Source organism: Arcicella sp. GW821-FHT09D11 (genome assembly GCF_059416265.1).
Genome location: NZ_JBWKOV010000004.1, coordinates 409597 through 429458 on the forward strand (window position 1 = coordinate 409597; position 19862 = coordinate 429458).

The window sequence follows — 19862 nt, forward strand, 5'->3', positions numbered from 1 at the left end:
CTTTTTTATTTTCTAAAAATAGAGTATAAATACAGGAAATGTTGCTTGTGATGTATTAGATAATATTAAAAAAATGGTTATATAGTATCAAAAAAAAAGGCATCGATTGATGCCTTTTTTTTTGATAGATAATATATCTAAATTATGCCAAGCCAAATTTAGCTTTTACAGCATCTACATAGTCTAATTTCTCCCAAGTGAAAAGCTCAACTTCTTTCTCAAAAACAACGCCATCTGGCCCTTTGAAAGATTTCTTCACGATTTCGTTGGTACGTCCCATGTGGCCATAAGCAGCCGTTTCTGAATAGATAGGGTTACGTAATTTCAAACGTTGTTCGATAGCATAAGGACGCATATCGAAGATTTCTTCAACTTGACGAGCGATTTCTCCATCTGTTAAGTCTACCTTGCTAGTACCATAAGTATTGACAAAAAGACCACAAGGCTGAGCCACCCCGATAGCATAAGAAACTTGTACCAACACTTCGTCAGCCAAACCAGCAGCCACTAAGTTTTTAGCGACGTGACGCGTAGCATAAGCCGCCGAACGGTCAACTTTTGAAGGATCTTTACCAGAGAATGCACCACCACCGTGCGCACCTTTGCCACCATAAGTATCAACAATGATTTTACGGCCTGTCAAACCTGTATCTCCGTGAGGTCCACCGATTACAAATTTTCCAGTAGGGTTGATGTGGTAAGTGATGTCGCCATCAAATAAACCTTGTAATTCAGGTTTACATTTATCTTTTACTCTTGGAATAACAATATTGATAACATCAGCCTTGATTTTTGCTAACATTGTTTCGTCATCCGAGAATTCATCATGCTGTGTTGAAACAACAATGGTATCAATTCTTTGAGGAACGTTATCGTCAGAATATTCAATAGTTACTTGTGATTTTGCATCTGGACGAAGGTAGTTAATCAATTCAGGTTCGCTGTTACGAATGGCTGACATTTCCTTCAAGATTTGGTGAGCCAAATCTAACGCCAAAGGCATATAGTTGTCGGTTTCTTTGGTTGCATAACCAAACATCATTCCTTGGTCACCAGCACCTTGCGCATTTGCTTTCGATTCAAAATCATCAGCCGTTACTCTATCAACACCTTGGTTGATATCAGCAGATTGATCATGGATAGCCGAGATGATACCACAAGAATTTGCCTCGAACATATATTCAGATTTTGTATATCCGATTTTACGAATTACATCACGGGCAATGGTTTGAACATCTAAATAAGTATTAGTTTTTACTTCTCCTGCTAACACTACTAAACCTGTGGTTACAAGGGTCTCGCACGCTACTTTTGAAGAAGGATCAAACGCCATGAAATTATCAATGAGGGCGTCTGAGATTTGGTCAGCAATTTTATCTGGGTGTCCTTCCGATACCGACTCAGAGGTGAAAAGATATGCCATTATGAATATTTTATAATTTGTGAATCAATCAAAGCACAAATTTATCACTAATATTTTTATTTGACAATTTGGCTTATTGAATGCTGTATTTATAGATAAATTATCTTTAAATAAGTCTATATTTAAGGATATTGACTATAAAAACGAATGTTACCATAAAATATTAGGACTAATAATACTATAATTTAATAGAGTTTTGCCAATACAACACTTTTTGCACCCATGATAAATGGCAAAGTAGGCATACTTTGCATCAAGGCAATGTCTTGCCAGATAGTACTATCTTCATCCAGAAACTTTAATACATCTGCTGGACGATTATATTGAAATAACTTAGTGAATATCATATCAGCAGGCATTCTTTTATGCAACATCACATTGAGGAGTATACTATCTAACAACGCCTTCCAGCGACTTGTATTGAAATTACCAGGAAATATTATCGACTGATTTTCAGTATGGGCTACGACTAAATCCGAGACTAATTTTTGTAAAAATCGTTGGCTACGCTGAAAACTATAACCCGTTGAGGCTTTAACATACCCACCTGCCGTACCAATCCTGATAATTTTTGGAGAGGGAGAAATTACTTGCGGCTCGTCGGACATGGGAATAACGCCCGACTCTATTTCAGTGATTCGATAATCATCAATCTTCAACACCTCTTGAATATATTGTTTTAAGGTATTGTTATAGGAAGCTTCGTTGAGGAGGTTGTCTGAAAAAACCGTAAATTCAACCAATGCTTTAGTAGCGGAATGAGGCAAAACATATACGAATCTACATTCATTTTGCTGTGCTATTCTAAAATCAAAAAGCGTAGGTTTTTCTGGTTCAAAGCTTGGTTGAGTAGTTTCAATGATCCAACCCTTAAAATGTTGGAGCATATTATGGTAATTGGGTTTATTGAAGCTAGACACCGTAATGCTATCAAACACAAAGCCATTGGCTATAAATGTACCTTTGTTGGTCACCACCTCTGCTGAGGTAACAGTTCCACTAATCTTTTCAATATCAGCCTGCAAAAAACTAACGTTTGGGTTTTGTTTCAGGAGGGGAATAATATATTGATAAAAGTCTTCACCCCGAAGCATTTTGTAGGTGTACTCTTCAATATTCATAAATCTGGCAAACTGTTCCTTTCCATAGAACCAAAAGCCATTCCATTTTCTATAGATAATATCCTCAAAGGGGCTAGCATCTTTCTCCCAAAAACACCAAGTATGGTCATTAGCCCGTTTTACATCACGGTCGATAATAAGGATAGATTCATTCTTCAATAAGCTTTTATTCAAGTAAAAAGCCAAAGAAAGTCCAGCCATACCACCACCAGCAATGATATATTGATAAGTATTTGGAAGAGTTTGATTCATTATTCAGTAGAAGAAATATCAATTTAATGATATTAACTTGAAAATAGGGATGTTGTTTTGGAAATTGTGTAGTTGTCAGCTTTGAGCTTTCAGCTGTGAGGTTTTTAGGGTAAGGGTTTTTACTCTTGTTGGAGTTTTTCTCCAACGAATTTTGTGTCAGCAATATTTAATAATAATATTGTAAAAATAATTGGCAAATTGCTGACGCATGACTTGTTGGTGAAAAACTCCAACAAAGGCTAAACCACAATATGACTATCAAAAAAACAAATAAAATGAAAAAAAATGTTCTTTTATGCTTTGTGTTATTTCTGACTAGTCCCTTGGTTTTTGGACAAACTAAACAAGATACTTTAGCAATCAGACAAGCTGCTCTTGACTATATAGAATCTCAACACAAGCCAAACCCTGCGCAAATGGACAAGGCATTACACCCTAGAATGGTTAAACGTACCTTTTGGAAAGACAAAGCAACAGGGAAAGACTATGTACGAGAAACGACAACAGAGTCGATGGTTTTGCTTGCAGAGAGTTATAATAAGAATGGCGATAAATTTCCTGCATCACCTAAAAAAGAGATTTTTCTGCTTGACGTTTCAGAGCGTACTGCCTCTGTAAAATTAATTGCAGACGAATGGATTGACTATATGCACATTGTGAAACTGAATGGTAGTTGGAAAATTATCAATGTTCTTTGGCAGTATAAAGACATAAAACAGCATTGATGGGAAAGACTAAACTGATAAACAACGAATGGCTAACATAGATTTGACAATATGGTGGACTTAAATGTTTTTGTGAAAAACCTTTATAAGATTCTACATTAATAATTCTATTGAACATTAATGCTAAAAATGTGCCACCTCATCAGCTCGAAAACCATTATGTGCTATTTTAGAAAAATACCGATTAAATAATGAAACTGTTTGACAAAATATTCAAATCTAGCAAAACAGCTGAACCAGCGGACTTGACAACAATAACAAGGACAGAAGTACTTGAAGGGTTTTCTATTCCAGGAATAATACAGAATATGGGATACCACTTTACAGACTTACAAGTGTATAGTGATGGACTGATTTCTTGTTGGGAAATGGTTGACTTACCAATGTTTAAGGAAAAATTGAATCAAGGTTGGGTTGTTACATCCATTCCAGATGGAGAAGCTATTTCTGTTTTTAATTTAGGGTATTGGAACATTGAGCAGGGCGAATGGCTACACACTAAAGATAGTTTGTATAAGTATGTTTATTCTTTGGTAAAACGGCTCAATCCGACTCTTGAAAATTTGCACAATTACTACGGTAACAATTCAAAGATGGTAGGACAAGTAAATGTTGCAAAGCATTTTTTGCAACAGCCTAAACCCTACTATTTTGATGACCCAAATTCTTTCTTTCCTAAAAAAATCAACGGAGAGAAATTTCATTTGTTTTATCGAAATGACGACACGAAGACATATTTAGCTGAATTATCTTTATACAAAAATGGGTACATTGAAATTACCAATTTACCGACTAAGAAAACGTTCAAATTTGAAGACATACATGGGTTTATTGACAAAGGGACAATCACCACCGAATTAAAAACTGGGGAAATTGTTACAATCTTGAATTTAGGTTCTTTCAAAATTGTTTCAGGAAGCGGTGTTGATATAAAATTCAAACTTAATGAATTAGCTGACAAATTTAACGAGATTAATGGTAAAGAAAATAGTATTGCAAAATGTGCAAGGATTTTTGAAGAGTACAAACAAAGCCCCACAAAGAAATTAAGAAATGAGTTGAAAATTGCTTATGAAGAAGTTCCAGAGCATCAACGATTTTTTGTTGGGACGATGGACACAAAGGATTATGAAGTTCGTCAAGTTATCTATGGTGATATTGTAAAAAAAGAATGGGAAGAAGATTACGGCTACGACTATCCATATGACGATATGCCAAAACCAATTGACGAATGATAAAAACAACTTCAGCTCAATTTTTCTACCTGCTTGGCATAGAATTACAAAATCAACTATATTTATATAATACTTATCTGCTTTTAAATCAATATAAATCTAAACTTTATCTATCTTAAAACTTCTTTAGTAAGCACATATTATGGAAAACCAAGGAGCATCTGTAGTCATAACGCATCATATCATAGAAGGCAAAGAAGAGAAATATGAAGAATGGCTCAATGAAATTGGTCCAATTTGTAAGAGTTCAAACGGTTTTGTTGATTGGCAAATAATACGCCCAATTCCTAATCTAACGTTTATCTATACTGTTATTATTCGTTTCGATTCAATTACAAACCTTAAAAATTGGATAGAGTCTTCAGAAAGGAAACAGCTCATCGAAAAGGTAACTCCACTATTTGCTAGAGATGATAATTATGTTATAAAAAGTGGATTAGATTTTCTTTTTGTTTCAGAAACTGAAAAGCCCAAAGCACCTGTTCGTTGGAAACAGTATTTAGTAACGTGGTCTGCTATCTATCCATTATCACTCATTATTCCATTACTTATTTTACCAGTGTTGAGGTTTTTGCATTTTCCTCAGATTCGATACTTGGACTCACTTTTTATTTCAGGGGTTATCGTTTTTCTGATGGTTTATGTTGTAATGCCTCATTACACAAAACTTATAAAAAACTGGCTTTATAGGTAAGCTATCTTCCGCCTTCATTGGTCTGGGCGTCGCCGTGATAAACAGTAACAAAAGCTAAATTGAAAAATAATATTAGAAAAGAAACCAATCCCGAAGGGATGATATATTTATAGAAAAAGGAAAAAAGAATAGTATGACTCCGAAGGAGTCGTATATGAGGGGGTCATTTTAAGCTATAGACATTTGAATCCGAAGGATTCTTTCATTCATACAATTTTTTAAGGTTATAAGCTTCTGCCTACAGATACCTATTTCAGGTGGATTTTATTTGTTTTAAGTCATCCCATCTGTTTGAAAAAACTTTTTTAATTTTTTCAAATATTTCTGTAACCTTTCATAATTACTGCGGTTACCAGTACAAATAACACAAAATCATATTTAATTACTTGGATAATCTTTCTGACAACGCACTCATGCTAAAAGTAAAAGCTGGAGACCTCGACAAGATGGGTCTGCTCTTTGAACGGTACCATCGTTCTCTGTATGGCTTTCTTTTTCACATGACTAACCAGAAAGAAGCAAGTGAGGATATGACTCAGAATGTTTTTTATCGCATGCTTAAATATAGAAATGCGTTTGTGGGTGATGGTGAGTTTAGAACTTGGATGTATCATTTGGCTCGCAATGTGTTGAACGACCATGCTAAAAAGAATATCAGAAATAAGGCTCAATACGATATAAAAGATTTTGAGGAAAGAATAGGAGGGAGTACACTGGCTGATGAGCAATTTGAGAAAGAAGAAGAATTGAACATGCTCGAAAAAGCTCTTGGTAGTTTAAGTACAGAAAACCGTGAATTATTGATTTTGAGTAGGTATCAGGAATTGAGTTATCAGGAGATTGCCAAAATATTGGATACTACCGAAGGGGCAATTAAAGTAAGGGTGCATCGTGCGATGGGTCAATTAAAAAGTATTTATTTTAAAATTAATGTATAAAAAGGCAAGTCTTATGAAATGTGAATATGATAAAGAGCGACTTACTTATTTGTTGAATAATCCTATCAACGATGTTGAACGTATAGCGTTAGAAGAACATTTAATTGAATGTCCTGATTGTCAGAAAGAGTTTGAGCAATCTCAAACATTATGGACAATGATGGGCGAGCTTCCTAAGCCTATGCCTTCTGCGAATATGCGCACTGATTTTTATGCGATGTTGGAAGATTATAAAGAAACCGTTGCCGAAAAGAATAATCCGTTGACCAGTATATTGGCAAAATTCAAACAGCTTTGGACGATTCAACCTGCTCTGCAACTGTCGTATAGTTTTATGCTTTTAATTGTTGGACTTGGCATTGGTTATTTTATCAATCATTCAAATGATAAACTAACTTCTAATCAGGAAATAACGGCTTTGTCATCAGAAGTTCAGGAAATGAAAAAAATGATGATGATGTCGTTATTGGAAAACCCTTCGGCCTCTGAAAGAATGCGTGCGGTGAGTTATTCAGAAGAAATTACAGAAGTGAATACACAGGTAGTAGAGGCATTATTGATGACGCTGAACAATGATGAAAATGTAAATGTCCGCTTGATGACCTTGGATGCCCTTACCAAATTATCACATAATGCGAGGGTTCGTGAAGGATTGGTGCAAAGCATTACTAAGCAAGATTCGCCCTTAGTACAATCAGCTATTGCTGATGTAATGGTAAAATTACAGGAAAAAAAGTCGATAAAACCCCTTCAAAAATTGCTTAAACAAGACAATCTCAACGAGATGGTCAAGGACAAAATAAAACAAAGTATTAATCAACTCATTTAAATAAACCTTTACATCATGAAAAAAACATTATTCTCCTTTATAATAGGAGTGGTACTCTCTTGTGCCCAATCGTCAACAAATGCACAGAAATTTGATGAACATCTTCATAAAGAATTTGAGGTATCGAAGACAACCACTAACATTTTAGCCATTTATAATATCAATGGTTTTGTAAAAGTAGAAGGCTATGCTGGCACTAAAGTAGTCATAGAAGTGGATAAAAATATTTCTGCCCGAGAGGAAGATGATGTAGAGACTGGCAAAAAAGAATTCCAGTTGGCATTTGAACAAAAAGGCGATAGTATTATTGCTTATGTGGCTCAACCATTTGATTCTCGCCCTAATCGCAATAACGAACGAAGAAACGATAAACACATAGATTATCATTATAACGTATCGTATACGGTAAAGGTACCCTATAACATGAACTTACATATTTCGACCATCAACAATGGATATGTAGAGGTAAAAGACGTTGCGGGAGCATTGCACTTACGCAATATCAATGGAGAGATTTCTGTAGCTAATGCCAAAGGACAAAGTAATCTACATACCATTAATGGAAATATTACGATAAACTACGTGAGCAATCCTCCAGAACCATCGTCTTATTATACCTTAAATGGTGACATCAGGGTTAGCTATCTCAATGATCTTTCGGCAGATTTACAGTTTAAGAGCATGAATGGACATTTCTACACAGATTTTTCTAATACTGAAGTATTGCCAACGCAGGTAGTGAAGAATAAAGAGACCAAGGGAGAAGGAACTGTTTATAAACTAAACAAAACATCGTCTATCAGAATAGGCTCTGGCGGAAAAGCTTACCGCTTTGAAACCATGAACGGAAGTGTATATATCAAAAAACAACCATAAAATATTTATTACAAAAAATATATCAAACAGATGAAAACAATAAAAAAAGCAGGATTTCTGCTACTATCAATCCTATTGATGAACAGAGCCGTGGCTCAGACAGAATCAAAAGACCAGATAACGGTGCCTTTGACCGACCCAACTAAGCCATATTCGTTGACAGTGAAATTAATCAATGGCTCAATCAAAGTAGCTAGCTATGCTGGCAAAGAAATAATAATCGAAGCACAAGCAGCCTCAGGCAAAAAAGAAGAAAGCAAAACCAACGCCGAAGGTATGAAGCGCATCGTGGCAGACAATGGATTGGAGCTTACGGCCGAGGAAAACAATAACAAAATAATCGTACATTCTGATTCTTGGAAAAGAGCCGTTAACCTTACCCTAAAAGTACCACAAGGTGGAAATTTTAAACTCCATACCATCAATAATGGAGATATTACGGTAGATAACATCAATGGAGAAATGGAGGTAAACAATGTAAACGGTGCGATAAAACTGTCTAATATTTCAGGTTCTGTCGTGGCGAATACTGTTAACGGAAACATCATTACCAGTTTCAAATCGGTGGATGCTAAAGCACCAATGGCATTTACAACGTTGAACGGAAATGTAGACATTACTTTTCCTGTTACGATTAAAACGAATGTTAAGCTAAAATCTGATAGAGGAGAAATACTAAGCGATTTTGACATTGACATCGACAAAACTCAACCTAAGACAAATACAGCCAGTGAAAAAGGGATGTATAAAATTAAAATTGAAGACTGGATTTATGGGAAAATCAATGGCGGTGGCCCTGAAATCATGATGAAGAATATGCATGGTAATATATATCTAAGAAAAGCCAAATAAACCTATTTTAACTTAATCAATAAAGAATCTGTAGGTTTAGCATTTGTGTGAAACTTACAGATTTTAACCTCACCCCCAACCCCTCTCCTTCAGAGAGGGGGGCTTTGAATCCAATAGTCTGCTCCCCTTCTCTGAAGGAGAAGGGGTTGGGGGATGAGGTAACCTATTGACCTGTTTACTTGTAATTAATTTTGAAAAAATTGCAACAAATTAGTAAAACCTCTTGTCCTTGTCATAAAAAAAACCTCAACAAACAACCTAACAAACTATGAAAAAAATACTCTTGCTGATGCTACTGCTATTTATTGCTAGTATTAGCTTTGCCCAAACGTTTACTATCAATGGAACTATCAAAAATCAACAAAATGAAGTAGTTCCTTTTGCTACCATTGCCTTGCATCATACCAAAGATTCTTTGTTAGTAAAAGCTGATATTGCCACAGAAGATGGCGTGTTTAAAATGGCTAATATTGCTAAAGGACTATACTATCTTCAAATTAATGCGGTAGGTTTCAAAAGTTTTAGGTCTTCGCCCATTGAAATAATCAATCAGAATATTGATTTACCGCCTTTTACCTTATTAACCTCTGTCAAACAGTTGGAAGAAGTAAAGGTGGTAGCTTCCAAACCTTTGATAGAGGTGAAGCAAGACAAAATAGTTTTTAATGTAGAGAATAGTATTAATGCGACAGGCTCCAATGCGTTAGAATTATTACAGAAATCTCCCGGAGTACAAGTAGATAAGGATGAAAACGTGTTGATAAAAGGCAAAGCAGGCGTCAGGATTTATATTGACGGAAGACCGTCGCAGATGAGTGGGAAAGACCTTGCTTCAACCCTCAGAAGTATGAACTCTGCTGATATCGAAGCCATTGAAATTATCACCAACCCCTCCGCTAAATATGATGCCGCAGGTGACTTAGGTATTATCAATATCCGTTTGAAGAAGAACCGAAAAATTGGTACCAATGGCAATCTTAGTCTTGGGGCTAATTTTGGTATTACCCCAAAATACAATAGTTCACTGAATATCAATCATCGTGATAAAAAGGTTAACCTTTTTGGTTCGTATAGTTATAATCAAGGGGCTTGGCATAATACTACTTTGGATGACCAAATTCTGAACAATACCATCTATAATAAAACGTGGCATGGCTTATGGAAGGATACCTCGCAAAGTGCCAAAGTTGGCGTTGATTATTACATTGATTCAAAAAATACGATAGGCTTTAGTGTCAATGGAAGAATGAGCGACCATAACGGCGGAGGAGAAAGCCAAACGCTGATTGGCAAACGATTTAGCTCAGTCCCTGATTCTGTAGTACTTTATTCGCAAACATCTAACCCTGAAAAAAACAAGAACCTCAACTTAAATCTAAATTATCGTTTTGCTGATACTACGGGGCATGAACTGAATGTTGATGCCAATTATGGTATTTTTACTTCTAGGGGTATCAATTATCAGCCCAATAGGTATCAGTTTTATTCGCCAGAGATTCCTGCTATCGAACGAAACTATGTCAGTAAAACTCCGACAGATATTACAATCAGTTCTTTTAAAATTGATTATGAACAGCCTTTCCAAAAAGGAAAATTGGGGTATGGAGTAAAATGGTCGGATGTAACGTCTGATAATACGTTTGATTTCTTTAATGTCATAAATAATACAGAAGTCAGAGATATAGACCGAAGTAACAGATTTACCTATACGGAAAGAGTATACGCTGGATATATAAATTATAATGTTCAGTTAAACAAGAAATGGGATTTTCAAGTAGGGTTGAGGGCTGAAAATACTAAGTCGCTAGGTAATCTTACCAGTTATAAGCACAACGATTTAGATAGGGTAGATACTACTTACCTGAACTTTTTCCCAAGCGGAACGCTATCATTCAAGGCATCTGATAATCATTCTTTTAACCTTAATTATAGTCGCAGAATCAATCGTCCGAGTTATCAGAACCTGAATCCTTTTGAATATAGGATTGATGAATTGGTGTATTCAAAAGGGAATCCATTCCTCCGCCCTGAATTAGCCAATAGTTTTAAATTGACCCATGTGTATCAATCTAAATTAACAACTTCTTTAGGATATTGGCGAACCAAATTCCCAGTGGTGGGTCTAAGGATTCCTTATGATAGTAGCCGAACCTATTTTATTTCTAGGAACTTAGATTATTCTGAAGGAGTAAGTTTGGACATGAGTATCACCGCTTCTATCACAAAATGGTGGCAAATTTATTTCAATGTGAGTGCCTATCACAATATCTGGAAAGCCAATCTGGAAAATGGATTAGTCATTAATAACAGCACAGCGGCACTTAATTGCAACGGACAGAATACTTTCAAGATAAAAAACAACTGGACGATAGAATTATCAGGTTGGTATAATTCCCCCTACCGAAGAATCGATTACAACTCGGGAATGGGTATGATGGACATAGGTGTGCAAAAGAAGTTTTGGAGTGACAACGCCACTTTCAAGGTTTCTTATAGTGATGTATTAGGTACTGCCCGTGGTGGGTATCATTCACGCTATGCAGGAATTGAAACAAATTTAAGATTCACTTTTGAAGGGCAACAATTGAAATTTAGTTTCAATTACCGCTTCGGAAATAAGGAAATCAAAGGAGCGAGAAGTCGTAAATCAGGTTCTGAGGATGAAATGAATAGGATTAAGGGAGGGTGATAAATGTTATCATTCCCTATTAGGGGGTGAGGTAAGTATTAATTATTTTTCAAATGTTTGATAGTCAATACCTTATCACTAGGGAGGGACTTAAGTCCCTCCCTAGTGATAAGAGTAATCCTAATAAAACTTAGGCAAAGGATTCAATTTTAGATTTTGTCTTTGATGCCAATATGGATAAATTGGGGGCACTTCACTGGCTTGGTCTAATTTCTTTACTTGTTCAGTTGTCAAATTCCAACCTACCGCATCAATATTTTGAAGGAGTTGTGCTTCGTTTCTAGCACCGATAATGATACTCGATACTGTTGGTCTTTGCAATACCCAGTTGATGGCTACTTGTGCTAAGGTTTTGCCCGTTTCTTCTGCTACTTCATCCAAGGCATCGATGATATTATAAAATACTTCTTCGTTGATTACTGCTTCTGGAATGGGGCTACCACCTTGCGCTACTCTGCTATCTTGTGGCAAAGGTTGGTTTCTACGATATTTTCCGCCCAATCTACCTGCCGCCAAAGGTGACCAAATAATTCCGCCAACTTTTTGGTCTAAGCCCAAAGGCATTAGTTCCCATTCGTATTCACGATTGGCCAATGAATAATATACCTGATGTGCTACATATTTATTCCAACCATATTTGTCAGCAATGGCTTGAGATTTCATTAAATGCCATCCCGAAAAATTTGAAGCAGCAATATACCTGATTTTACCACTTTGAATTAAATCATCTAATGCCCTTAATGTTTCTTCAATAGGTGTGTTGCCATCAAAGCCATGCATGTGATAAAGGTCGATATAATCAGTGTTTAGGCGTTTTAAACTCCCTTCTACTTGCTTAATCAAACGATAACGAGATGAACCCTGATTGTTTGAACCCTCGCCAAAAGTAAAAGTAGCTTTGGTCGAAATAATTGATTTATCTCTTTTGCCAGCCAGTGCTTTTCCTAGAATCTCTTCTGAAAGCCCTTGAGAATAAACATCGGCAGTATCGAAGAAATTGAGACCTGCCTCTAAACAAATGTCTACTAAACGAGTAGCTTCTTCTACCTGAGTGCTTCCCCAAGCTTTAAAAAAATCGTTTCCACCACCAAATGTAGCAGTACCAAAACTTAGCACAGGCACTTCTAAGCCTGATGCACCTAACTGTCTGTATTCCATTCTTTATTGATTTTAGAGATTTGTTATATACTACTCTTTAAGGAGTAGCTGATAGTAAAATCCAAAAAGTAAAAAGTTGGTTCGTTTTTGGTAAATAAGATGTTAGACTTTAGGACTTGAGGACGTTAGATTTAAGACTTGAAGACGCTAGACTTAAGGACTTGAGGATGTTAGATTTTAAGATGCTGGACTTTAGGTGTTAAATTTAAGGTGCCAAACTTAATGACTAAGTCCAAATTCTTCAAGTCTTAAGTCTAGCGTCTTCAAGTCTAACGTCTTAAAGTCTTCAAGTCCAAAATCAAAACAGCTCCCCGAAACATTCAGGAAGCTGTCGCCTATTCACCTAACCACTAAAATAGTTTTTCTTTAATTAGCATACATTGACCAATTGGTAATCAAGCAATTGATTTTATTGTAAACTGTCTTATTATATTTTGAAACGCCACTTTGCGACGTCTAGCAATGTCTATCTTTTGTCCATCTATCATAATTACACATGGCTCACCTGTAGTACTGAATGCTTTTAAATATCTTAAATTAATCAAGAAAGATCTGCTTACTCTTACAAAATCATGGGGCTCAAATAATTCACAAAATTGTTTTAACGTTTTTGAAAAAAGTCTTTTACTACCATTCTTATAATGTACAAAAGTATAATTTCCTTCGCCTTGACACATCACAATTTCATCGATAAAGATTTCTGTTTTTCCTCTTTCTAAGAAAATAATTGTTCTTTTTTCACGACCATATCGTTTTGAAGAAAAGAGAAAATTGGTTTGGATTGGTAAGTTCATAGTTGTTTGGTTTACATAATCACCTTGATGAATATTTTTCCATAGTACAAAACAAAAGACTTTGCTTTCAATATTTTAGCGTAAAAACACTTTAATTGCTTAATTGCGTATTTTTACCCTCCGTAAAACCCCCTTTTGTGCTACATTTTCTTAGTCGTAAAAGCATTGAAAAATGGTAACAAGAAAATCAGAAAAATTTATGGTTTGAAGACACACGAATAATCCTTAATTTTGTAGGAAAACAAGATTGGTGGTTTTTCACGAATCATATTACAAATACTATGCTTTCAGAACAAGAAGTACTTCGCCGACAAAAGCGCGAAGATTTAATGAAGCTCGGAATCGACCCTTATCCAGCTGAACTATACGAAATCAATGTAACTGCCGAGGATATTCAGCAGAATTATGCGAACAATAAGATTGATTATAAGAATATCTCGATTGCAGGTAGATTAATGTCTTTCCGAATTATGGGGAGTGCATCTTTCGCAGAATTACAAGATGCTACAGGCCGTATTCAATTATATTTCCGTAGAGACGACCTTTGTCCAGATGAAGATAAAACGCTTTATAATACAGTTTTCAAGAAGTTATTAGATATTGGTGATATCATTGGGGTGAAGGGCTATGTGTTTACTACCCAAACAGGAGAAGTTTCTATTCATGTTACCGAATTCAAGATTCTGAATAAATCATTACGCCCATTGCCAGTAGTAAAACGTGATGAAGATGGAAATGTGTTTGATGGTTTAACAGACCCAGAAACACGTTACCGTCAGCGTTATGTCGATTTGATTGTTAATCCAGAAGTAAAAAATATATTTATCAAACGTTCAAGAATTGTAACGACGATGCGTACAATTTTTGATGGAAAAGGTTGGTTAGAGGTTGAAACACCAATTCTTCAACCAATTCATGGGGGTGCTTCTGCTCGTCCGTTCAAAACACACCACAATTCTTTGGATATTCCTTTATATATGCGAATTGCCAATGAATTGTATTTGAAACGCCTTATTGTAGGCGGTTTTGATGGCGTGTATGAGTTCGGCAAAATGTTCCGTAATGAAGGAATGGACAGAACTCACAATCCTGAATTTACTTCTTTAGAATTCTATGTAGCCTATAAAGACTACAATTGGATGATGGAAATCACCGAAGAAATTTTCGAGAAAGTTGCCATCGCTACCAACGGACAAACGAAAGTAAAAGTTGGCGAAAACGAAATTGAATTTGCTGGACCATTCACACGTTTGACGATTGCAGGAGCAATTGAAAAATACACAGGTGTTAATGTAGAAGGTATGGACGAAGTAACGCTTCGTAATCACTGTACTTCATGGGGTATAGAAGTGGATGCTTCGATGGGAACGGGTAAATTGATTGACGAAATTTTCGGTGAGAAAGTGGAAGGCAATTTGATTCAGCCAACGTTTATTATCGACTATCCAGTTGAAATGTCTCCGTTGACTAAAAAACACCGTAGCAAACCAGGGTTGGTAGAGCGTTTTGAATTATTTGTGAATGGTAAAGAAATTGCCAATGCTTATTCAGAATTAAACGACCCGATTGATCAGCGTGAACGTTTTGAGGAACAATTGAAACTAGCTGAAAGAGGTGACGACGAAGCAATGGCGATGGATGAAGATTTCCTTCGTTCATTAGAATATGGGATGCCACCAACAGCAGGTATTGGTATTGGTATCGACCGTCTGACGATGTTGATGACTAATCAAACGACTATTCAAGAGGTATTATTCTTCCCTCAGATGCGTCCAGAGAAGAAAGCTGAACTTTCTACTGATGCAGAATATGAGGCAATTGGTGTACCAACAGCATGGATACCTGTACTTCAAAAAATGGGCTTTATGACTATCGCAGGACTGAAAGAGGCTAATCCAAACAAAGTATTTAACGATTTAGGCGGAATGCGTAAAAAGTTAAAACTAGATATTTCAATTCCTACTAAGGACGATGTTCTTAAATGGTTTGAATAAAAAATAGAAAACGGCTACTTCATCGAGGTAGCCGTTTTTTTTACTCGCAGATTTATTAAATAATCTCCGAAAATCTGCGGTTTAAAATTTCCAAAATCTGCGGGTAAAATCTTTTCCCGCAGATTCTCGCAGAAAAGTATCGCTGATTTTTAAATAATTCAAAATCTCCGAAAATCAGCGGTTTTTAAATCTCCAAAATCAGCGGGTAATATATTTTCCCGCTGATTCTCGCAGAAAAGTATCGCTGATTTCCGCTGATTTTGATAATTTAAAACCTCCAAAATCTGCGGGTAAAATCTTTTTTCACAAATTCACGCTGATAATCTAAAAAATGACAATTTATCAACCTTGGTTTGCAATAATCGGCTATTTTGTCATGTAAAGATTATTTAAAATAAAAAACATAAGACATAATGGCATTAAAATGTAGGTGGTATAGGATTTGAGATAAAAGGGATGTCCAGCTATTATAAAAAGGACAAAACATTTTAACATTTAATCAAAAAACATTAAACAACATAAAACCATGAAACTTGTTAGATTCAATAACCCAGCATTCCAATTTTTCAATGAAGATTTCAACAACATTTTAAAAAACATAGACACCATGTATCCTTCAAAACAACACCATAGTGTAGCATATAATAACATTCCTGCTGTGAATGTAAAAGAAGTAGAAGGCGTATTTCATATTGAAGTAGCTGCTCCAGGTTTGAAAAAAGAAGATTTCAAATTAAGTCTTCATGAAAACCGTTTGACTATCTCGACTAAGAAAGAGCAATCAAATGAAGAAAAAACTGAGCAATATACTCGCCAAGAATTTAATTACACTTCGTTCCAAAGAACATTCAATTTGCCTAAGTCGGTAGACGGAGAAAAAATAGAAGCTACTTATGCTGACGGAATATTGAATATTTCACTTCCTAAAAAAGAAGAAGTAAAACCTGCGGTTAAAGAAATAGCAGTAGCGTAATAGATTAGCTTGCGCTAAGCTTTTAACCATGAGCTTCAAGATTATTAAGATCGATTCCTTCTCTGAAAAATAGTGTTAGAGAAGGAATCTTTTTGCCCTAAATGTTATATTATTGTTCTACAAAAAACTCATCACTCAAAGCTGATTACTTACTAATAAGTATTTTCTTAAAATATGTTAAAAAGCTTTAGAGGAATGCACCTTAAAAAAAGTTTTAGCGTTAAATTAGCAGATGTGAATTAAAGATCAAAAATTTATTCAATCTTGTATTGTTTTGTAAAATTTAACAAAATATCACAAACCATGGAAATTAAAAGTAATGTAAAAAACCTAGCTATAGCCGGAATATTGAGTAGTGCTACTACGCTTGGAGCCTATAAGCTTTTTTTAGAAAAATCATCATCAGACGCCTTATTTACCAATACGCCTTCTGCTTTCACACGAATGGTTTCAAATGTTGGAGCTGTTCCAGCAGGTGCACCAGGTGAGTTTACGTATGCGGCAGAAAAAGCTACGCCTGCGGTAGTACACATTAAAACAAAAATGACACGCAACGTTAGCCGTCAAATGATGGACCCGTTTGAAGATTTCTTCGGAGGTTTTGGCGGAGGTGGTCGTCGTCAACAAATTGAACCTCAAGAAGCATCAGGTTCTGGGGTAATTATTAGTTCAGACGGTTATATTGTTACTAACAACCACGTAGTACAAGATGCCGACGAAGTATCAGTAATTTTGAATGACAAACGCGAGTTAAAAGCAAAAGTTATCAGTACTGACCCAGCGACGGATATTGCAGTAATTCAAGTAAAAAGTGCTAATCTACCATTCTTAACTTTTGGTGACTCAGATGCTATCAGAGTAGGAGAGTGGGTGTTGGCTGTAGGTAATCCGTTCAATTTAGAATCGACTGTTACAGCGGGTATTGTTTCAGCAAAAGGACGCCAAAACATTATCGACCGTGGTGGAGATGTTAATCCATTAGAATCATTTATTCAAACAGATGCAGCCGTAAATCCGGGTAACTCTGGTGGTGCTTTGGTTAACTTAAAAGGAGAACTAATAGGTATCAACACTGCTATTTATAGCCGTACTGGTCAATTTGCAGGATATTCGTTTGCCGTACCAGTAGGAATTGTTAAAAAAGTAGCGGCTGATTTGATTAAATATGGCAATGTGCAACGTGGCTATTTGGGTATCAACATTACCGAAGTAAACGCTAAATTGGTTGAGGAGAAAGATTTAAAAGTAGGTGATGGCGTATATGTAGGTGGTTTCCCAACAGTAGGCGGAAGCTCTGCTCAAGCTGCTGGATTAAAAGTAAACGATGTAATTGTAAAAATAGACGGTATCGAAACCAGATCAATGTCTAAATTGATGGAATTGGTAGGTCGTAAACGCCCAGGCGAAACAGTAGTAGTTACTGTAAACCGTGATGGAGACCTTAAAGACTTCAATGTTGTGTTAAAAAATAAAGATGGCAACACAAACATTGTAAAAGGTGAAGTGGTTGGAAATGTTGTAAAAAGTGATTTTCTAGGTGCTAAACTTGCTAATTTGAGTGATGGCGAAAAAGCTAAATTCAAAATTAGTGGCGGTGCAAAAATCACAGAAGTTGATCCAGAAGGTAGATTAGGCTACCAAGGATTAGATAAAGGCTTTATTATCACTAAAATTGATGAAAAAACTGTTACCGATGCAAAAGAAATAGCAGACGTTTTAGCTAATCGCAAAGGTAAAGTTAGACTTGAAGGTATTGATGTAGACGGTACACGCGTACTGATGATACTTTAATAATTCTTTATATAATAGTACTAAAAAACCTGTAAAGCACTGCTTTACAGGTTTTTTTATGGCTTGGCTTCAAGGGTTTCTAATGCCTTTGCTAATTCCTTTGCCCAAATTGGATAAGCGTCGTATTGTAAATGAATGCCATCTAATGAGAATTGTGGTTTTAGTTGATTGTTTTCAGCTAAATATGGGTTAGCATCCACATATATCAATTGATTTTCTTGACAAAACCTCGCTAATTTATCATTCAACAGGGTGATTTCTTGATTAATATCGGGCATCGACGTATAGACTACTGCTTGAACAACTATTTTGATTTGCTGTTCTTGAAGTATTTTAATCATTTTTTGATAGTTCTCAAAAACCCGTTGTTCGGGTACACCAGCTAGCAAATCGTTTATACCGCCTTCAATTACGCAAATCTTGGGTTTAATGTGGGGTACTTGCAGTGTTAAGTCTTTTAAAATATGCAAAGTGATTGCCCCACCATAAGCGATGCTGTAAATATCATTTCTTCCTAAAAGTAGTGACCAGTTTTCTTGTGCAATCAAAGAATCACCAATCAATAAAATATTTTTTGATTTCACTGGGAATAAATATCGATAGAGTTTTAGCCTAAACTGGTATGCCAAGATGCCACCTGTGATGATAAATAAGAGATTCAGTAACAATGAAAAAGTTAGTAGTTTTTTCTGCATCATCAATAGGTTTTAATGTCAAAACTATCAGCATCTAAATAAGCAGGGAATTGTTCTCTGAATTCAGCTAAACTTTTTTTATGGAGTACCTGTGTGGTTACAATTTCAATATTTTCTTCATAAAAAAGTTGATTACCTTTAAAATCAATCACTGCCGAATTCCCCGAATAGATTAAATCCATTCCATCTTTGCCTACACGGTTTAACCCTACTACATACGCTTGGTTTTCAATAGCACGGGCTTGCAGAAGAGTATCCCACACTTTTGAACGAACCGCTGGCCAATTAGCTACATATATCAGTAAGTCGTAAGCTTGATTCACATTCCTAGACCATACGGGGAACCGTAAATCATAACAAATAAGCGGGCAAATTTTCCAACCTTTCAATTCCACAATTAGCTTTTTTGTACCGCCTGTAAAATAATGATGTTCGCCCCCCATTCTAAATAAATGACGTTTGTCGTATTGCTCAAAACTACCATCAGGACGCATCCAGAGTAATCTATTGAAAAAATGATTTCCATCTTTTACAATAAAACTTCCAGTGACAACGGCATTGCTTTGGGCAGCTTGTTGTTTCATCCATTTTTGCACGAAAAAATTCATTGGCTGTCCCACCTCGTTAACATTCATCGTAAAACCAGAATTAAACATTTCTGGTAAAATAATAAGGTCAGTAGGCGTATCAATCAGCGCAATTTTTTCTTCCAACATCGCCAAATTAGCAGTGGTATTTTCCCAATATAAATTCGTTTGAATAAGCGTTACAGAAAGGTCTTGCATAAATATATCTTTTAAGAGAATAATCGTGGGATGAGTAT

At 35.8% G+C, this 19862-nt stretch carries 17 protein-coding genes; 11 read left to right on the top strand and 6 right to left on the bottom strand.

Annotated elements, in window-relative coordinates:
* Nucleotides 1-142: 142 nt before the first annotated feature.
* Together metK and AC07N0_RS14535 are read right to left on the bottom strand one after the other, a co-directional pair.
* Nucleotides 143-1423 carry a methionine adenosyltransferase gene (gene metK / locus AC07N0_RS14530; RefSeq protein ID WP_492803527.1) on the bottom strand — a complete coding sequence of 427 codons (1281 nt, stop codon included), beginning with the start codon at nt 1421-1423 and terminating at the stop codon, nt 143-145.
* 185 nt (nt 1424-1608) lie between these two features.
* The gene (locus AC07N0_RS14535) at nt 1609-2796 is read right to left on the bottom strand and encodes a lycopene cyclase family protein (protein ID WP_494589738.1); all 1188 of its coding nucleotides are present in this window, start codon (nt 2794-2796) and stop codon (nt 1609-1611) included.
* Between the two features lie 275 nt (nt 2797-3071).
* Here AC07N0_RS14535 and AC07N0_RS14540 point away from each other — a divergent pair, with 275 nt between their 5' ends.
* From AC07N0_RS14540 to AC07N0_RS14575, 8 genes are all read left to right on the top strand, one after another.
* Entirely contained in the window at nt 3072-3521 is a 450-nt protein-coding gene (locus AC07N0_RS14540; RefSeq protein WP_494589739.1) for a nuclear transport factor 2 family protein, read from the top strand.
* 245 nt (nt 3522-3766) lie between these two features.
* Nucleotides 3767-4756: a DUF7638 domain-containing protein gene (locus tag AC07N0_RS14545; RefSeq protein ID WP_494589740.1), complete on the top strand. Its 990-nt coding sequence runs from the start codon at nt 3767-3769 to the stop codon at nt 4754-4756.
* 142 nt (nt 4757-4898) lie between these two features.
* Nucleotides 4899-5450 (top strand): antibiotic biosynthesis monooxygenase, encoded by a 552-nt coding sequence (locus AC07N0_RS14550; protein ID WP_494589741.1) that lies wholly within the window; start codon nt 4899-4901, stop codon nt 5448-5450.
* A gap of 413 nt (nt 5451-5863) precedes the next feature.
* Nucleotides 5864-6388, top strand: coding sequence for an RNA polymerase sigma factor (locus tag AC07N0_RS14555; protein WP_309919630.1), 525 nt, complete (start codon nt 5864-5866; stop codon nt 6386-6388).
* Nucleotides 6389-6401: 13 nt separating this feature from the next.
* Entirely contained in the window at nt 6402-7217 is an 816-nt protein-coding gene (locus AC07N0_RS14560) for a HEAT repeat domain-containing protein (RefSeq protein WP_494589742.1), read from the top strand.
* Nucleotides 7218-7232: 15 nt separating this feature from the next.
* The gene (locus tag AC07N0_RS14565; protein WP_494589743.1) at nt 7233-8093 is read left to right on the top strand and encodes a DUF4097 family beta strand repeat-containing protein; all 861 of its coding nucleotides are present in this window, start codon (nt 7233-7235) and stop codon (nt 8091-8093) included.
* Between the two features lie 30 nt (nt 8094-8123).
* A complete protein-coding gene (locus AC07N0_RS14570; RefSeq protein WP_494589744.1) occupies nt 8124-8945 on the top strand; it encodes a DUF4097 family beta strand repeat-containing protein in 822 nt (273 codons plus the stop codon).
* A 268-nt stretch (nt 8946-9213) separates the two neighbouring features.
* A complete protein-coding gene (locus tag AC07N0_RS14575; protein ID WP_494589745.1) occupies nt 9214-11634 on the top strand; it encodes a TonB-dependent receptor domain-containing protein in 2421 nt (806 codons plus the stop codon).
* A gap of 120 nt (nt 11635-11754) precedes the next feature.
* Here AC07N0_RS14575 and AC07N0_RS14580 read toward each other — a convergent pair whose 3' ends face one another.
* Both AC07N0_RS14580 and AC07N0_RS14585 read right to left on the bottom strand, forming a co-directional pair.
* Nucleotides 11755-12792, bottom strand: a complete 1038-nt coding sequence (locus AC07N0_RS14580; protein WP_494589746.1) for an aldo/keto reductase — start codon at nt 12790-12792, stop codon at nt 11755-11757.
* A 395-nt stretch (nt 12793-13187) separates the two neighbouring features.
* Nucleotides 13188-13586 (bottom strand): LytR/AlgR family response regulator transcription factor, encoded by a 399-nt coding sequence (locus AC07N0_RS14585; protein WP_492803542.1) that lies wholly within the window; start codon nt 13584-13586, stop codon nt 13188-13190.
* Nucleotides 13587-13867: 281 nt separating this feature from the next.
* On the opposite strand from AC07N0_RS14585, the gene lysS reads away from it, so the two are divergent.
* The 3 genes from lysS to AC07N0_RS14600 all read left to right on the top strand — a co-directional run bounded on the left by lysS (nt 13868) and on the right by AC07N0_RS14600 (nt 18344).
* A complete protein-coding gene (gene lysS / locus AC07N0_RS14590; protein WP_492803543.1) occupies nt 13868-15580 on the top strand; it encodes a lysine--tRNA ligase in 1713 nt (570 codons plus the stop codon).
* 526 nt (nt 15581-16106) lie between these two features.
* Nucleotides 16107-16553, top strand: a complete 447-nt coding sequence (locus AC07N0_RS14595; protein WP_494589747.1) for an Hsp20/alpha crystallin family protein — start codon at nt 16107-16109, stop codon at nt 16551-16553.
* Between the two features lie 303 nt (nt 16554-16856).
* Nucleotides 16857-18344: a Do family serine endopeptidase gene (locus AC07N0_RS14600; RefSeq protein ID WP_494589748.1), complete on the top strand. Its 1488-nt coding sequence runs from the start codon at nt 16857-16859 to the stop codon at nt 18342-18344.
* 56 nt (nt 18345-18400) lie between these two features.
* Here the strand turns inward: AC07N0_RS14600 and AC07N0_RS14605 are convergent, their stop codons facing one another.
* Entirely contained in the window at nt 18401-19039 is a 639-nt protein-coding gene (locus AC07N0_RS14605) for an SGNH/GDSL hydrolase family protein (RefSeq protein WP_494589749.1), read from the bottom strand.
* 2 nt (nt 19040-19041) lie between these two features.
* Nucleotides 19042-19824, bottom strand: coding sequence for an amidohydrolase (locus AC07N0_RS14610; RefSeq protein WP_494589750.1), 783 nt, complete (start codon nt 19822-19824; stop codon nt 19042-19044).
* Nucleotides 19825-19862: the final 38 nt, after the last annotated feature.

What these genes read in the sequence shown, in the direction of transcription:
- AC07N0_RS14605 (WP_494589749.1), bottom strand. Translation starts at nt 19,039, where the DNA reads ATGCAGAAAAAACTACTAACTTTTTCATTGTTACTGAATCTCTTATTT.
- AC07N0_RS14580 (WP_494589746.1), bottom strand. Translation starts at nt 12,792, where the DNA reads ATGGAATACAGACAGTTAGGTGCATCAGGCTTAGAAGTGCCTGTGCTA.
- metK (WP_492803527.1), bottom strand. Translation starts at nt 1,423, where the DNA reads ATGGCATATCTTTTCACCTCTGAGTCGGTATCGGAAGGACACCCAGAT.
- AC07N0_RS14595 (WP_494589747.1), top strand. Translation starts at nt 16,107, where the DNA reads ATGAAACTTGTTAGATTCAATAACCCAGCATTCCAATTTTTCAATGAA.
- AC07N0_RS14560 (WP_494589742.1), top strand. Translation starts at nt 6,402, where the DNA reads ATGAAATGTGAATATGATAAAGAGCGACTTACTTATTTGTTGAATAAT.
- AC07N0_RS14555 (WP_309919630.1), top strand. Translation starts at nt 5,864, where the DNA reads ATGCTAAAAGTAAAAGCTGGAGACCTCGACAAGATGGGTCTGCTCTTT.
- AC07N0_RS14585 (WP_492803542.1), bottom strand. Translation starts at nt 13,586, where the DNA reads ATGAACTTACCAATCCAAACCAATTTTCTCTTTTCTTCAAAACGATAT.
- AC07N0_RS14540 (WP_494589739.1), top strand. Translation starts at nt 3,072, where the DNA reads ATGAAAAAAAATGTTCTTTTATGCTTTGTGTTATTTCTGACTAGTCCC.
- AC07N0_RS14600 (WP_494589748.1), top strand. Translation starts at nt 16,857, where the DNA reads ATGGAAATTAAAAGTAATGTAAAAAACCTAGCTATAGCCGGAATATTG.
- AC07N0_RS14535 (WP_494589738.1), bottom strand. Translation starts at nt 2,796, where the DNA reads ATGAATCAAACTCTTCCAAATACTTATCAATATATCATTGCTGGTGGT.
- AC07N0_RS14565 (WP_494589743.1), top strand. Translation starts at nt 7,233, where the DNA reads ATGAAAAAAACATTATTCTCCTTTATAATAGGAGTGGTACTCTCTTGT.
- AC07N0_RS14575 (WP_494589745.1), top strand. Translation starts at nt 9,214, where the DNA reads ATGAAAAAAATACTCTTGCTGATGCTACTGCTATTTATTGCTAGTATT.
- AC07N0_RS14550 (WP_494589741.1), top strand. Translation starts at nt 4,899, where the DNA reads ATGGAAAACCAAGGAGCATCTGTAGTCATAACGCATCATATCATAGAA.
- AC07N0_RS14570 (WP_494589744.1), top strand. Translation starts at nt 8,124, where the DNA reads ATGAAAACAATAAAAAAAGCAGGATTTCTGCTACTATCAATCCTATTG.
- AC07N0_RS14610 (WP_494589750.1), bottom strand. Translation starts at nt 19,824, where the DNA reads ATGCAAGACCTTTCTGTAACGCTTATTCAAACGAATTTATATTGGGAA.
- lysS (WP_492803543.1), top strand. Translation starts at nt 13,868, where the DNA reads ATGCTTTCAGAACAAGAAGTACTTCGCCGACAAAAGCGCGAAGATTTA.